We start from the raw sequence: 14671 nt of genomic DNA on the forward strand, positions 1-14671 counted from the left end.
GGAAAGAAGGCGGAGCGTGCCCGAAGTCGTCACCTCATCCCGCGTCGTCACCACCGGCACGGGTTCCGTCGAGGTGCGCTGGGCCGAGGTCACCCACCAGGGCCGGCGACGCGAGAACAACCAGGACGCCGTCCTCTCCGCGTTCCCCCTCTTCGTCGTCGCAGACGGCATGGGCGGTCACATCGGCGGCGAGATCGCGAGCTCTCGGACCGTCGAGCGACTGTCGGCCGCGGTCGATCGTGGAACCGTCTCTCCCGAAGTGATCGAGGACGCCCTCGAGCGCGCGGTCGATGACATCGCGTCGCATTCCGAGACGACGGACGACGGCACCGGCACGACCGTGACCGGCGTCTACCTCGACCTCACGGGTGACGAGCCGACCTGGGTGACTCTCAACATCGGCGACTCGCGCGTGTATCTCCTCCGCGACGGCGCCCTCGCTCAGGTGACGACCGACCACTCGGTGGTCCAGGAACTCATCGCCGCAGGTCGCCTCAGCCCCGAAGAGGCCGAGAACCACCCCTACGGGAACGTCATCACCCGCGCCGTGGGACCCAGCGACGGTGTCGTGCCCGACTACGTCCGTCTCGAGGTTGTCGACGGCGATCGCTTCGTCGTCTGCAGCGACGGGCTGACCAAAGAACTCACCGACTACGGCATCCTCCACTTCCTTCTGCAGCACCACGATCCGGCCGCCGCAGTCGACGCGATGCTCGAAGCCGCGCTCGAGAACGGCGGCCGCGACAACGTCTCGATCATCGTCGTGGGTGCGCGGTTCCTCTCGGCGGACGACGACACCGCGACCGTCGAGATCTCCTCCCCGGTCGCCTCCTGACGGATTCGTCCACAGGCCGTCGTCTCCCGCGTCTGCGGGTGGTGTCGTCTGACGAGAGTGGATGCGTGTCCACTCTCGCTCCCGATGACCCGCTGACCCTCCCGCGTCGACCCGCGCCGACACCGCGTCCGCCGCTTCCCCTGATGACCGCCGTCGTGCCGGTCATCGGCGCGGTCGTCCTCTGGGCGGTGACGGGATCGGCCTACGCCCTCCTGTTCGCAGCGCTCGGACCCCTGATCGCGGTGGCCTCGGTCGCGGACGCCGCGCGCACGTCGAGGCGGACCGCGAAGAAGGATGCCGCAGCCCTCAGGCGCGAGCTCGCGCAGGCCGAGGTCGAGGTGGCCCGCAGACACGAGGACGAACGCGAGCAGCGGTGGGCGACGCATCCGGACGTTCAACGGTTCCTCGCGAGGCCCGAATCGATCTGGCGCTCCGTGGCCGAACGCGAGGCCATGCTGGTCGTCGGGTCCGGTGATGACGCCAGCGCTCTCCGCGTCACGGGCGGCGACGGTGATGACGCGGCGACCGCGCTGCGTCGCAGCGCCGGCGTCCTCAGCGACGTCCCCGTGCCGATCCCCCTGACGACCGGGGTCGCCGTCATCGGACCGCCCCGACTGGCGGCGGCCGTGACGCGCGCCCTCGCCCTGCAGATCCTCCTGTGCCTGGCTCCCGGTCGGGTGCGGCTGGGCGACGGCGGGCCGGCGTGGACGGATGCCGCTCCCCACCGCGCCGCGGTGGTGGGACCCCTCCTCCAGATTCTGGAAGAGGGAGGTCTGGTGGGCGGCGATGTCGACGTCCCGCTCGTCGTCGTCCCCGAAGGCGCCCCGCCGCCCCCGCGGTGCGGGGCGGTCCTCAGGCTCACCGGTCCCACGACGGCACGCCTCGACCTCGACGGTCGATCCCGCGACGTGACCGTCGAGGTCGTGTCGGAGCACCAGGCGGCACGGGCGGCGGAGCTGCTGTCCGAGCGGGCGACCCGAGCACTGGGGAACACGGTCGACCTGCCGATCACGCTCCGCGACGCGATGCGCAGCGCCCCCGCGGCGGGGCCGGGGTCGCTTCCCGCAGCCTTCGCCGCGGCCGGCGGTGCCGTGTTCCCGATCGACCTGGTCCATGACGGTCCGCACGCCGTCGTCATCGGGATGACCGGAGCGGGCAAGAGCGAGCTCCTCACATCGTGGGTGGTGTCGTTGTGCGCCGCGCACACGGCTTCGCAGGTGGGGCTCCTCCTCGTCGACTTCAAGGGAGGGAGGACGTTCGACCATCTCGCGTCGCTGCCGCACGTGACGGGGGTCCTGACCGACCTCGACGAGCCGACGACCGTCCGCGCGATCGAGAGCCTCCGCGCCGAGGTGAGGTATCGGGAGCGGACCCTCGCCGCGCGAGGCGCCCGCGACATCGACGAAGCGGGCGCCTCGCTCGGCCGCCTCGTGATCGTCGTCGACGAATACGCGGCGCTCGTCGCTGCGCATCCCGTCCTCCACGATGTGTTCGGCGACCTCGCCGCGCGCGGCCGGGCGCTCGGCATCCATCTGATCCTCGCGGCGCAGCGGGCGAACGGTGTCTTCCGGGATGCGGTCCTCGCCAACGCGCCGCTCCGCATCGCGCTCCGGGTGGCTGACACATCCGACTCGCGCGCCGTGCTGGGCGTCGACGACGCCTGCCGACTCTCCGGGCGGCCCGAGGCGCGCGGCACCGCACTCGTCCGCCGCAGCCGCGACACGGCGCCGCAGGCGGTCCGGGTAGCCTTGTGCGACGGCGCAGTCATCGCCGAGACGGTCGAGAGCCGTCGTGGTGACCGTGCGCGGCGCCCGTGGCTTCCCGCGCTCCCCGAGCGGATTCCGCTGTCGCCGTCGCCGGGCCGGGACGGGGTGCTGCTCGGCGTCGCCGACGAGCCCGAGCAGCAGCGCCAGCGCGAGGTCATCTGGGAGGATCCCGCCCTGGTGGTCATCGGCGGCCCCGGCAGCGGCAGGACCGGCGTTCTGCGCGCCGTCGCCGCGCAGTCGACCGTGCGGGTGGTGCCGCCGGACCCCGAGGGAGCGTGGGACACCCTCACCGGTATCGAGGGGATGCCGGCCGGCACGACGCTCCTCGTCGACGATCTCGACGTGGTGCTGTCGGCCCTGCCGGGGGAGTACGGCGCCGTCGCGGCGGAGGCACTGGAGAGCGCGCTGCGCGCGGCCCGGGCCCGCGGCATCCGGATCGTGCTGACGACGCAGCGCGTCGGCGGCGGCGTGGGGCGGATCCTCGAGCTCGTGCCTCGGCGGCTCATCCTGGCAACGGCATCCCGCGCCGACCATGTCGCGGCGGGAGGGGAATCGGCCGACTTCGTCGTGGACCCGCCACCCGGACGCGGAAGGCTCGGTCGCACGCTCGTCCAGGTGGTGGATGCCGGTGAGCTGCCGTTGCACGGGCCCAGCGAGGGTCCGCCGGTGTGGCAGCCCGGCCGGCGTCCCGCAGCGGTGGTGGTGCCCGCGGGGCCACGATCGCGTCGGTTGACGGAGGCGTGGGAGCGGATGGGGATCCGGGTCGATTCGGTCGACGGCGAGGCTCGCCTGGCCCGCGGCGGTGTCGTGATCGGATCACCGGACGCCTGGCTCGCACAGTGGCGCCTGCTCGCGGCAGCGCGTGCCGACGGCGACCTCGTCATCGATGCCGCGTGCGCCGCCGAGTACCGGTCGCTCGTCGGTACGCGTGACCTGCCGCCGTTCGCCGTCCCGGGGGCGTCGCGGGCCTGGGTGCACTCTCCCGACCGGCCCGTGCGCCGAGTGCTGCTCGCCGGTGAGGGGGAGGGGGCCGGCTGACAGGGCTCAGACGGTGGGTCGGATGACCCCGACATCGCGGCCGCCGCCGGTCACCGTCAGCGGCAGATCGCCCAGGGTGCGGGCGACGTCGGCCGCCTGCAACGCCCCCGCCCGCACGAGCAAGGTGAGGGCGGTGACGACACCCGCCCGGTTGCTCCCGTCGAGGATCTTCAGGACGACCGTGGTGCCGTCGGGGGCGACCATCGCCATGACCCCTTCGGCACCGTGCTTGGCGAACACGCCGAGCCGCTCGGTCACGATCGAGTCCGGCAGCCCGGGACCCTGGATCACCCACGGGTGCTCGCGGACGGCGCGCACCAGCATGCCGGCGCTCCGGTGCAGGGCGAAGGGCGAGCGCTCCGAAGACGCCCCGATGCGATGGATCGCGCGCGCCAGTGCGGCGAGCGTCATCGCGTGCACCGGGGCGCCGCATCCGTCCACCGCCGTCGCCGTGATCTTCGTGCCGGTGAGGCGCTCGACCACCTCGCGCGTGTGGACCTGCAGCGGATGCTGCGGCTCGAGGTACGTGGCCATGTCCCACCCGTTCGCGTGGCAGGCCAACAGCATCGCCGCGTGCTTTCCCGAGCAGTTCATCCGTACGCGCTGCGGGCCGATGAGCTCTCGGGTCATCTCGTCGCGCGCTGCCGCATCCCCGGGCCAGGCCGGCGGGCACAGGAGCGCGTCCTCGCCGACGCCGGCGGCGTTCAGGATGTCCGTCACGAGCGCGACGTGACGGTCTGTCCCCGAGTGGCTGGCCGTGGCCACGGCGAGATGAGCGCCTTCGAGCGCGGCTCCGGCCGAGACGCTCGCCAACGCCTGCATCGGCTTGAGGGACGAGCGGGGGAGGATCGGCGCCTCCACCGCGCCCAGTGTCGACACGACGACGCCGTCCGGATCCAGCACGATCGCCGATCCCGCGTGACGGGATTCCACGAATCCGCTGCGTTCGACGACGGCGAGTTCGACGGCATCCGTCACAGCGAAGGTCTCAGGCACCCGCCCAGCCTACCCAGCGGGCTCGGGGCCACCGCCGTCCGAAGGTGCGAGACTGACGGTGTGCGCGACGAACACCACTACCGAGTGAGCACCCTGTGGACCGGGGACCGAGGCACCGGCACGAGCGGGTACCGCGACTACGACCGGGCCGTCACCCTCCGCGTCGAGGGGAAGCCCGACCTCCTGGGCTCGAGCGACAGGCCGTTCCGCGGGGACCCGACGCGCTGGAACCCCGAGGACCTCCTGCTCGCGGCGCTGTCGGAGTGCCACCTGCTCTCGTACCTGCACGCGTGCGTGACGGCGGGCGTCGTGGTCACGTCCTACGAGGACGACGCGTCCGGGACGATGGTGCTCGACGGGAAGGGCGGGGGAGCGTTCCGCGAGGTGACACTGCACCCGCGAGTCACGGTCGCCGAACCCGCCATGATCCCGGCGGCGGAGGCGGCGCACCGGCAGGCACGCGAATGGTGCTTCATCGCGAATTCCGTGAACTTCCCCGTGCATCACGAGGCGACGGTGACTGCTGCCGCACCTCACGAGTCCTGACCCGGCTGCGCCGAGGGGTCCCGCTCAGCGTCGCTCGTGCGGGAGCACCTGTTTGAGCCGCTCGACCGGGTTCTGCGCGGGGACCTCGTTGTACGCTCCGGCCAGCTCCTGACCGGAGAGCGCGTGGATCGCGGTCATGATGTCGTCCGTCGCCTGACGGCGGGCGCGACCGGAGGACGCCGCGCCGTGGTGCGAGAGGTCGATGGGTTCGCCGTACCGGATGGTGACCCGGGGGGACAGGCGCGGCCACTTGGCGCCGACGGGCATCGCCGCGTTCGTGCCGACGATGCCGACGGGCACGACGGGGGCGCCCGTCTCGAGAGCGAGGAAGGCGACGCCGGTGCGGCCCTTGTACAGACGCCCGTCCAGTGACCGCGTCCCCTCGGGGTAGAGCGCGATGGCCTTCCCGGACTGGAGGATGCGGCGCTGCTGATCGAGCGCATCGAGGGCGGCCTGGCCGGCACCGCGCTGAACGGGCGTCGCGCCGAGGGCGCGGAAGAACCGGTTGCTGAACCAGCCCTTCAGGCCGGTGCCGTCGAAGTAGCTCGACTTGGCGAGGAAGTACACGGGGCGCGGCGCGAACAACGGGAGCACGAAAGAGTCGATGAAGCTCAGGTGATTGCTGGCCAGGATGATGGGACCCGTGCGCGGGATGTTCCCGACACCCTCGATCCGCGGCCGGTAGATGAGTCGAGCCAGGGGACCGAAACCCCAGCGGACCAGGTAGTAGAGGGCCCCGGCGCGCGCGAGTTCATCGACAGATGACTCGGCAGAGGGCTCGGGGGGAGTCTGCGCTTCGGTCACCAGAAGAGGGTACTGCCAAACCCATACGCGTCCGGACATGACGGAGCAGCAGGTCGCGGCCGGATTCGGCGCCCGACTCACACCCCGGACAAAAGATCATGGGGGAGTATGGACGGACACCCCGTATCTCTGTGAGGTTCTTTCGTGCGTCTTCGTCCCATCGCCGCCCTTTCCGCCGCTGCCGTGGCCGTCCTCCTGCTGGCCGGGTGCGCATCCGGCCAGGGCACCGCGCAGCCCACCGGAACGGCAGCTGCCGATCTCTGCGCCGCGCAAGCCAAGCCGGGCAAGGCTTCCGATTCCGTCAAGGTCGACGGCGAGGTCGGCAAGCCGTCCAAGGCGACGTTCGAGAAGCCGCTCGAGCCCAAGGCGCTGCAGGTGAGCGTCCTGGACGAGGGCACGGGCGACGCCGTGAAGCCGGGCGACTTCGTCTCGTATGCGATGACGGCCTACAACGCCAAGACGGGCGAAGAGCTCGCGACGGTCGGCTACAAGCCGGGCGAGTTCCTGCCTTCGCAGCTGTCGGCCGCAACTGTCCTCGGACAGGTCTTCGGGTGCGGCAAGATCGGCGAGCGCGTCGTCGCCGCCTTCCCCGCGAGCGACACCGCCCAGTCCGAGGTCTACGTCCTCGACCTCCTCGGCACCGTGCCGACCGCAGCGTGGGGCGAGCCCCAGGCCGAACCCGCGGGACTCCCGAAGGTGAAGCTCGCCGACAACGGCGCCCCGACCATCACGATCCCCGAAGGCCAGGACCCGCCCACTGCGACGGAGGTCGCGACCCTGAAGAAGGGCGACGGCTACAAGGTCCAGCAGGGCGACTACACGCTCATCCAGTACACGGGCGTGCGCTGGTCGGACGGCAAGACGTTCGACTCCACCTGGGAGAAGAACACTCCGGCGACCCTCACCACGACCCAGGTCGTCAAGGGCTTCCAGAAGGCGCTCGAGGGTCAGACCGTCGGATCGCAGGTGCTCGTCGTCATCCCGCCCGCCGAGGGATACGGCGAGGGCAAGATCAACGAGGCCGACCTGAAGGGCGAGACGCTGGTCTTCGTCGTCGACATCCTCGGAGCGCAGTCGGCGACCGCCGGCGCCGCAACCGAATGACCCCGCGGCGGGCGCTTCGGCGCCCGCCGGTAGGGTGAAGGCCATGCGACGCATCCTGATCCTGGGCTCGACCGGTTCGATCGGGACGCAGGCGCTCGACGTCATCCGCGCGAACCGCGACCGGTTCGAAGTCGTCGGCCTCGCCGCGGGTCGTGACCGCGACGGGATGCAGGCGCAGGCCGACGAGTTCGGGGTCACCGAGACCGCGCTCGGCGCGGTCGACGCCGAACGCCTGGTACGCAGCGTCGAGGCCGACGTGGTCATCAACGGCATCACGGGTTCCGTCGGTCTCGGTCCGACCCTCGCGGCCCTCGAATCCGGAGCGTTCCTCGCCCTCGCCAACAAGGAGTCGCTCATCGTGGGCGGGCCGCTCGTGACGAAGCTCGCGGCACCGGGCCAGATCGTCCCCGTCGACTCCGAGCACTCCGCCATCGCGCAGTGCCTGCGGGCGGGGGATGCGGCCGAGGTGCGACGTCTCGTCCTCACCGCGTCGGGCGGCCCCTTCCGTGGTCGCTCCCGCGACCGGTTGCAGGACGTCACACCGCGCGAAGCGCTCGCTCACCCGACGTGGGACATGGGCCGCGTCGTCACGACGAACTCCGCGACCCTCGTAAACAAGGGACTCGAGGTCATCGAGGCGCACCTGCTCTTCGGCATCCCGTACGACCGGATCGACGTCACGGTCCACCCGCAGTCCATCGTCCACTCGATGGTCGAGTTCGTCGACGGGTCGACGATCGTCCAGGCGTCCCCGCCCGACATGCGTCTGCCGATCTCGCTGTCGCTCGACTGGCCGCACCGGGTCGCCGGGGTCGGGGAGCCGCTGGACTGGACGACCGCGTCGACCTGGACGTTCGAGCCGCTCGACGAGGATGCCTTCCCGAGCGTCGCGCTCGCCAAGCAGGTCGGTGTGGCCGGCGACACGTATCCGGCCGTGTTCAACGCCGCGAACGAGCAGGCCGTCGACGCCTTCCACGAGGGCGCCCTGCCGTTCCTCGGGATCGTGGAGACCGTCGCGCGGGTCGTCGACGCGCACGAGCGCCCGAGCGAACTGACTCGGGAGTCGCTCGCCGCCGCCGAGCGGTGGGCCCGCGACACGGCGGACCGGCTCATCGCCGCGCGCTGAGCCGCGTCAGTCGGGGACGGGCCAGCCGCCGCGACGCAGCGCGTCCTGCGCGGCTCCGACCGCGTCGAACGGGGTGCGGATGCCGGCGATCTCGCGATAGTGCTGGTGGCCGGGTCCTGCCCAGAGGATCGCGTCGCCGTCTCCCGCGAGCGAGATTGCGGCGGCGATCGCGTCCTCGGGCGGGGTGACCTCGTGGATGACCGCATCGGGCCGCGACGCGCGGGCACCGTCGATCAGTGCGCGACGGATCGTCGCCGGATCCTCGGAGCGGGGATGCTGGTCGGTGACGACGAGGATGTCGCTCCCGAGCGCCGCGGCCGCGCCCATGTCGGCGCGCTTGGTCGTGTCGCGATCGCCGTTCGCGCCGCACACCATGATCACGCGCCCGGGTGTGACGCGTCGCACAGCGTCGAGGGTCTTGGCGAACGCGTCGGGGGAGTGGCCGAAGTCGAGGTACAGCGCCGGCCCCCGGTCGCCCGACAGGCGCTGGATGCGGCCGGGCAGGTGGGCGTCGATGCGCTCCCCGTCGATGAGGTCGACGAGTGCGGACCACTGCCACCCCGCCTCGAGCAGCATCACGATCGCGAGTCCCGCGTTCGAGGCCATGTGCGGGCCGATGACGGGGACGGTCGTCGTGAGCCGGCCGGCAGGTCCCGCGAGCGTGAACGTCGTGCCCGTGGGGGTCTCCGACACGATCTCGACCCTCCAGTCGGCGGAGACCGACGGATCCTCCGCAATCGCCGGCGTGACGACCGTCGTCACCGGGATGTCCGCGGTCGCCGCGATCTCGACGCCCGATGGCTGATCGACGCAGATCACGGCCCGCCGCGCGCGTGCGGGCGTGAAGAGGGCGGCCTTGGCGGCGAGGTACTCGGCCATGTCGCGGTAGTCGTCGAGGTGATCGTGCGACAGGTTGGTGAATCCGGCCACATCGAAGTGCAGCCCGTCCACACGGTGACGGGTGAGGGCCTGGGCGCTCACCTCGACGAGGATCGCGTCGACGTTCCGCTCGCGCATGAGCCCGATGAGGGCGTGCATCTCGGATGCCTCGGGGGTCGTCAGCCGCGACGGGATCACCTCGCCGGCGATGTGCCGCTCGGCCGTCGAGGAGAGCCCCGTCACGACGCCGAGCCCCTGGAGCATGCCCTCCATGAGGTGGGTCACGCTGGTCTTGCCGTTGGTGCCGGTGACGGCAAGGAGCGGGGGGAGAGCGGCATCCGCTCCCGTCCCGTAGACGAGGGCGGACAGGTCGCCGAGGACCGCCCGCGGGTCGTCGACCACCAGGACGGGGACGTCCGCGCCGGCGAGCAGGGCGGCACCGTCGGCATCCGTCACGACGGCGACGGCGCCCTTCGCGATCGCGTCGGGCGCGAACTCGGCGCCGTGGCGGTGGACTCCGCGGACGGCGACGAACAGCTCGCCGGCGCGGAGGTCGGCCGTGGCGAGGGTCACTCCGCGGGCGAAGACACCGTCGAGGTCGTCCCGTGCCGCGATGCCCAGGTGGGCTGCGACGTCGACGAGGGGCACGGTCGGGGGATCCGACGGCCGGAGGACGGGTGGCAAAGCGGAGGGGTTCTGCATGGTCCCTCCATCATCGCACCCGGCCTCCGACCGGCTCGGGTCCGGACGCGCGTCAGGCCCGGCGGCGGTTGAGGATCGCCACGACGAGTGCGGCGGCGCCCAGGATGAGCGCACCACCGCCGAGCCACGTCGCGATCGGTTCGGTGGAGGTCTCGGCCGCCGCGGGAGCCGCGGCCGCGTGCTCGTCGTGGTCGCCGTCGTCGTCGTGGTCCGACGCGGTCGCCGCCGACGCGGGCGCGACCGCCACGACCGGGGCGGGCGACTCGAGCGTCTCGGGGTCCTCGCCGTCCTTCGCGATCTGGTTCCAGTCGGTCTGCCCGGTCACGCACTTCTGCGTCACGGGGAAGGCGATGTCGGTGCCGCCGACCTTCGACGAGAAGAGCGCGTCGAAGGACGCCGAGGCCGCGAAGCCGTCTTCGATCGGGGTGACCGCGGTGTAGGTCAGCTGGGTGGGCACGTTGTTCTGCCCGAGGACGCGGCTGACCTTCCACACGCCGTCGACGACGGGCGTGACGTTGTCGACGCCCTCGGGGATGTCGAAGACGAGCGCGGAGGTCGCCGCGCCGTCGCAGCCGTGGCTGAACGAGAACTCCAGCCGCGACGTCGCGCCGGCGGCGGCATCGTCGGAGTGGACGTGGACGTGAGCGGATGCCGCCAGCGGAGCGGCGAGCACGAGGGCGCCGCCAAGGGCGAGGCCGGTGAGGGTGAGCGCCGAACGGCGCGCGGGACGAAGGGTCATGAGCGAGGTCTCCCTGAAAGGTGCGGACTGGTGTCCGCGGGTGGATGGTGAGCGTCGTGCCGCTGCGGGAGCGGCCGGCTCAGCGGGGAGGGCCGCGGCGGGAGAGGTCGGCGAGGAGCAGTCGCGGGCGCAGGCGCTCCGGAAGGGCGGCGGCCACGGCTGATGCGACCGGGGCGAGCGGGAGAGGGGGCAGGACGGCGGGTCGCAGGAGGGAGCGGATGCCGCGGGCCACGGCGCGCAGCATCCGCTCGCCGTGACAGACCGCCAAGGCGGTGAGGATCGCCGCCGCGACGTGACCGGCGAGCATCGACCCGTCCGGGGTCATGGCGGAACCGGCGACCGGTCCGAGGGCGAGGAGGTCGTGGTGGTGGCCCGTGAGCGCGCCCGCGCTGGGGGCGGTGTCGCCGACGAGCGCGAACGCGCCGTGGAGGAGCGCCTGCGCGGCGGCGACAGCGAGACCGGTGCGGAGGGCGGACGGGCGCGAGCCGACGATCACGAGGGCGACGGGCCAGGCGAGCAGCGTGACGGTGAGCACGAGCCACGCGGCCGGTGGGGTCCCCCCGCCGAGGGTGTGGGCGGTGGCCGCCGAGAGCGTCGCGACCGCCGAAGCCCCGCCTGCGCGGACGACCCGCACGCGGCGCGAGTCGAGGAGGCGGGGGATCACCCTCCCAGCCTAGATCGGCCGGGTGACGGCGGCGGCGAGCCAGGTCATCGCCCGTTCATAGCGTGCACGGGTAGCGTGTGGGCTCGTGACCGTTCTCGCATTCATCATCGGCGTCGTCGTGCTGGTGGTCGGGCTCGCCGTATCCATCGCCCTGCACGAGGTCGGCCACCTCGCCCCCGCCAAGGCGTTCGGCGTCCGCGTCGGCCAGTACATGATCGGCTTCGGTCCGACCGTCTTCTCGCGCCGGGTCGGCGAGACCGAGTACGGCTTCAAGCTCCTGCCGCTCGGCGGCTACATCTCGATGGCGGGCATGTACCCGCCCTCGGAGGCCGCCGAGAAGGCCGCGGCGGAGGGGCGTCCGCCGCGCCGTCGTCGGCTGTTCGAGACGATGATCCAGGACGCCCGCAGTGTCAACGACGAGACGCTGCAGGGCGACGGCGCCGAGCGCGCCTTCTACCGCCTGCCGGTCTACAAGCGGGTCATCATCATGCTCGGCGGCCCGGCGATGAACCTCATCCTGGCGATCATCCTGTTCGCCATCATGTTCTCCGGGATCGGGGTGCAGACCGCCACGACCACGATCGCCTCCGTCAACGAGTGCGTCCTCCCTGCCGGCACGTCCCAGACGTCGTGCACCGCGGGTGATCCCGCCTCGCCGGCGGCCGCTGCCGGCATCCGCCCGGGAGACGTCATCGTGTCGGTCGACGGGACTGCCGTCGACACCTTCGCCGAGGCATCCGTCATCATCCAGAAGACGCCGGATGCCACCATCCCGATCGTCGTGGAACGGGGCGGCGCGCGGGAGACGCTGCAGGTCACGCCCGTCCTCGCGACGCGCGAGGTCGCGGCAGCCGACGGGACCACGAAGACCGCCGAGGTCGGATTCGTCGGGATGTCGGCCACGGTCGGCTTCGTGCCGCAGCCGATCTGGGAGGGCCCGCAGGCCGCCCTCGAGCAGACCGCACGCGTCGTCGGGATCATCTGGCAGCTGCCCGCGCGGGTTTACCAGACCGCGGTCGACACGTTCACGGGCGCGGGCCGTGACCCGAACGGCCCGCTGTCGGTTGTCGGTGCGGGCCGTCTCGCGGGAGAGGTCGCGGCCACCGAGGCGCCGATCCTCAACCGTGTCTCGGGCATGCTCGCCCTGCTGGGCTCGCTGAACATCGCCCTGTTCGTCTTCAACCTGGTGCCGCTCCTGCCGCTCGACGGCGGACACATCGTGGTCGCCCTGTGGGACGGCCTCAAGCGCGTCTGGTCGCGGCTGACGGGTCGGCGTGCCCCGCGACCGGTCGACGCGACCAAGCTGGTGCCGGTCACCTACATCGTGGTGATCGCGCTGGTCCTCATGGGCGGGACGCTGATCCTGGCCGACATCGTCAACCCGGTGCAGCTCTTCGGCTGAGCCGGGCGGTCACGCCGCCGTCGTGCCGAGCGCGTGGGCGACGAGACGCTCGAGCGTGATGAGCCCGTCGCGGGACAGGATCGATTCGAGGTGCCCCTGCACCGACGCGTACGCCGGCCCGCGCAGCGCGTACACGTCGCCCGTGACGGGATCGGCGGCGATCTCGGTCGCGCCCACGTGGTCGATGCCGGGGGCGACGCGCGCGGTGAAGGTGTTGTAGAAGCCGATGGATGCCGCGGCTCCGAACACGTCGACCGTCTTCTGCAGTCCCTGGTGAGGGCTGGCCAGCGGAGCCAGGTCGAGCCCCAGACGGTCGGCGAGCACCTGATGGCTGAGGCACACGGCGAGGAGCGGCGCTCCGGCGTCGAGGCGCGCGGCGACGTCCTCGCGGATGCGGGCGATCCGCTCGCTGTCGATGTCGCGGGGGTCTCCGGGCCCGGGCCCGGAGACGACGAGGTCCGCGGCGGCGACGGCGTCACGGGATGCCTCGGACCAGTGCGCGATCGTCACGTCGACACCGAGGTGGCGCAGCTGGTGGGCGAGCATCGTGGTGAAGCGGTCCTCGGCATCCACCACCAGGGCCCGCGTCCCCGCGAACGGCCCGCGTGCGGGCTCGCCCTGCGGGTTGAGCCAGAAAGCAGCCAGGCGCGCGTTGCGCGAGGAGAGGAGCTCGGCGATCACCGGATCGTCGCCGAGCGGGCGCGATGCGGCGGGGGCGTCCTCATCGGCGGGGGCCGCGACGACGTCGCGCGGGATCGCACCGATCGCACCGAGGACGCCGGCGGCCTTTCCGTGCGTCTCGCCGACCTCGCCGTGCGGGTCGGAGTGCCGCACGAGCGTCGCGCCGACAGGGACGCGCAGGCGGCCGTCGACGACGTAGGCGGTGCGGATCAGGATGGGGGCGTCGAGGTCGTGCCCTCCGTCGGCGCGCGGCGTGAAGAGTGCCGCGACACCGGAGTAGTACCCGCGCGGGCTCTGCTCGTGCCGGGCGATGACGGTGCACGCGTTCTGCATGGGGGAGCCGGTGACCGTGGGGGCGAACATCGTCTCGCGGAGGATGTCGCGCGGGTCCATCGTGCTCGTACCGCGCAGCATGTACTCGGTGTGCGTGAGACGCGACATCTCCTTGAGGTGCGGCCCCGTGATGCGGCCGCCGTCGCTGCAGACGGCCGACATCATCTTCAGTTCCTCGTCGACCACCATGAACAGCTCCTCCGTCTCCTTCGTGGAGGAGAGGAACTCGGTGAGGGTCTCGGCCGTGGCCCCGCCCGCCGGGTGGCGGAAGGTCCCCGAGATCGGGTTCATCGTGACGACGCCGTCCTGGGCGCTGACGTGGGCTTCGGGGCTCGCGCCCACGGCGAGGTGGCCGGGCGTCGAGACGAGGAAGGTCCAGTAGGCGCCGCGCTCGTGCTCCAGGAGCGCACGGAACCAGGTCAGCCCGGCCGTGAGCGGGTCGCCGCCGACGCCGGCGACGTAGTCGCGGCGGATGACGAAGTTGGCGCCTTCGCCGCGACCGATCTCGTCGGCGATGACGCGGCGGACGATGTCGGCGTAGGCCTCGTCGTCGATGTCGAACCCGGCATCCTCGAGGGGGATGCGATCCGTCGGCAGCTGCGCGAGAGCATCGGCCAGCGGAAGCGCGTGACGCTCGCCGACGACGAGGCACCGCAACGGTGCGGCATCGTCGTGGCAGGCGAAGCCGCGCTCGACGACCTGGCGGAAGGGGACGAGCGCGAGGACCTCGCGCGCCGCACCGGTCGCATCGGTGAGGGGGATGTCGGCGAGGAGGGCGACGTCGACCACGTCGCCCGTGAGGACCTCGACGGTCTCGCCGTCGCGGGCGAGAAGGGCGAAGGGGATGCCGCGGGCGGCCAGGTCGGCGAGGAGGATCGGGGCGTTACCGGACATGGGGTTCTTCCGTTCGGGGCGGTCGCCGGTGAAACGAGAAACGACCGCCGGGCTCTCAGCTCAGGCGGTCGTCGGGATGCTCGCAGCGTCCGCCTCAGGCGGAGCGCCACCACGTGCGGTTCACGAACATGGGGTGAACCTACCACAGGCGGCTTTGGCGGC

At 72.1% G+C, this 14671-nt stretch carries 12 protein-coding genes; 6 read left to right on the plus strand and 6 right to left on the minus strand.

The window, feature by feature from the left end; genetic code table 11:
* Nucleotides 1–16 precede the first annotated feature (16 nt).
* Both H286_RS0101540 and H286_RS0101545 read left to right on the plus strand, forming a co-directional pair.
* Complete coding sequence (locus H286_RS0101540) at nucleotides 17–835, plus strand: PP2C family protein-serine/threonine phosphatase (RefSeq protein WP_018188619.1); 819 nt, start codon at nucleotides 17–19, stop codon at nucleotides 833–835.
* A 65-nt stretch (nucleotides 836–900) separates the two neighbouring features.
* Complete coding sequence (locus tag H286_RS0101545; RefSeq protein ID WP_028497353.1) at nucleotides 901–3639, plus strand: FtsK/SpoIIIE domain-containing protein; 2739 nt, start codon at nucleotides 901–903, stop codon at nucleotides 3637–3639.
* Nucleotides 3640–3645: 6 nt separating this feature from the next.
* On the opposite strand, the gene H286_RS0101550 is transcribed toward H286_RS0101545, so the two are convergent.
* On the minus strand, nucleotides 3646–4635 hold the full coding sequence (locus H286_RS0101550) for an asparaginase (protein ID WP_020096832.1): 990 nt from the start codon (nucleotides 4633–4635) through the stop codon (nucleotides 3646–3648).
* 60 nt (nucleotides 4636–4695) lie between these two features.
* On the opposite strand from H286_RS0101550, the gene H286_RS0101555 reads away from it, so the two are divergent.
* Nucleotides 4696–5181 (plus strand): OsmC family protein, encoded by a 486-nt coding sequence (locus H286_RS0101555; protein WP_028497354.1) that lies wholly within the window; start codon nucleotides 4696–4698, stop codon nucleotides 5179–5181.
* Between the two features lie 24 nt (nucleotides 5182–5205).
* On the opposite strand, the gene H286_RS0101560 is transcribed toward H286_RS0101555, so the two are convergent.
* Nucleotides 5206–5985: a lysophospholipid acyltransferase family protein gene (locus H286_RS0101560; RefSeq protein WP_018188616.1), complete on the minus strand. Its 780-nt coding sequence runs from the start codon at nucleotides 5983–5985 to the stop codon at nucleotides 5206–5208.
* Between the two features lie 144 nt (nucleotides 5986–6129).
* Between H286_RS0101560 and H286_RS0101565 the strand changes: the two genes are divergently transcribed.
* Both H286_RS0101565 and dxr read left to right on the plus strand, forming a co-directional pair.
* Complete coding sequence (locus H286_RS0101565) at nucleotides 6130–7089, plus strand: FKBP-type peptidyl-prolyl cis-trans isomerase (protein ID WP_018188615.1); 960 nt, start codon at nucleotides 6130–6132, stop codon at nucleotides 7087–7089.
* A gap of 43 nt (nucleotides 7090–7132) precedes the next feature.
* Nucleotides 7133–8215, plus strand: a complete 1083-nt coding sequence (gene dxr, locus H286_RS0101570; protein ID WP_020096834.1) for a 1-deoxy-D-xylulose-5-phosphate reductoisomerase — start codon at nucleotides 7133–7135, stop codon at nucleotides 8213–8215.
* Between the two features lie 6 nt (nucleotides 8216–8221).
* Here the strand turns inward: dxr and H286_RS0101575 are convergent, their stop codons facing one another.
* From H286_RS0101575 to H286_RS0101585, 3 genes are all read right to left on the minus strand, one after another.
* The gene (locus H286_RS0101575; protein ID WP_020665410.1) at nucleotides 8222–9796 is read right to left on the minus strand and encodes a Mur ligase family protein; all 1575 of its coding nucleotides are present in this window, start codon (nucleotides 9794–9796) and stop codon (nucleotides 8222–8224) included.
* A gap of 52 nt (nucleotides 9797–9848) precedes the next feature.
* On the minus strand, nucleotides 9849–10535 hold the full coding sequence (locus H286_RS0101580; RefSeq protein ID WP_020096836.1) for a DUF1775 domain-containing protein: 687 nt from the start codon (nucleotides 10533–10535) through the stop codon (nucleotides 9849–9851).
* Nucleotides 10536–10614: 79 nt separating this feature from the next.
* Complete coding sequence (locus H286_RS0101585; protein WP_020096837.1) at nucleotides 10615–11199, minus strand: hypothetical protein; 585 nt, start codon at nucleotides 11197–11199, stop codon at nucleotides 10615–10617.
* An 85-nt stretch (nucleotides 11200–11284) separates the two neighbouring features.
* Between H286_RS0101585 and H286_RS0101590 the strand changes: the two genes are divergently transcribed.
* Nucleotides 11285–12601 carry a M50 family metallopeptidase gene (locus tag H286_RS0101590; RefSeq protein WP_020096838.1) on the plus strand — a complete coding sequence of 439 codons (1317 nt, stop codon included), beginning with the start codon at nucleotides 11285–11287 and terminating at the stop codon, nucleotides 12599–12601.
* Nucleotides 12602–12610: 9 nt separating this feature from the next.
* On the opposite strand, the gene H286_RS0101595 is transcribed toward H286_RS0101590, so the two are convergent.
* Nucleotides 12611–14509, minus strand: a complete 1899-nt coding sequence (locus tag H286_RS0101595; protein ID WP_020096839.1) for a chorismate-binding protein — start codon at nucleotides 14507–14509, stop codon at nucleotides 12611–12613.
* Nucleotides 14510–14671 lie beyond the last annotated feature (162 nt).

The sequence above is a fragment of the Microbacterium sp. 11MF genome (assembly GCF_000383475.1).
In the GTDB taxonomy this organism is placed as follows: Bacteria; Actinomycetota; Actinomycetes; order Actinomycetales; family Microbacteriaceae; genus Microbacterium; species Microbacterium aquilitoris.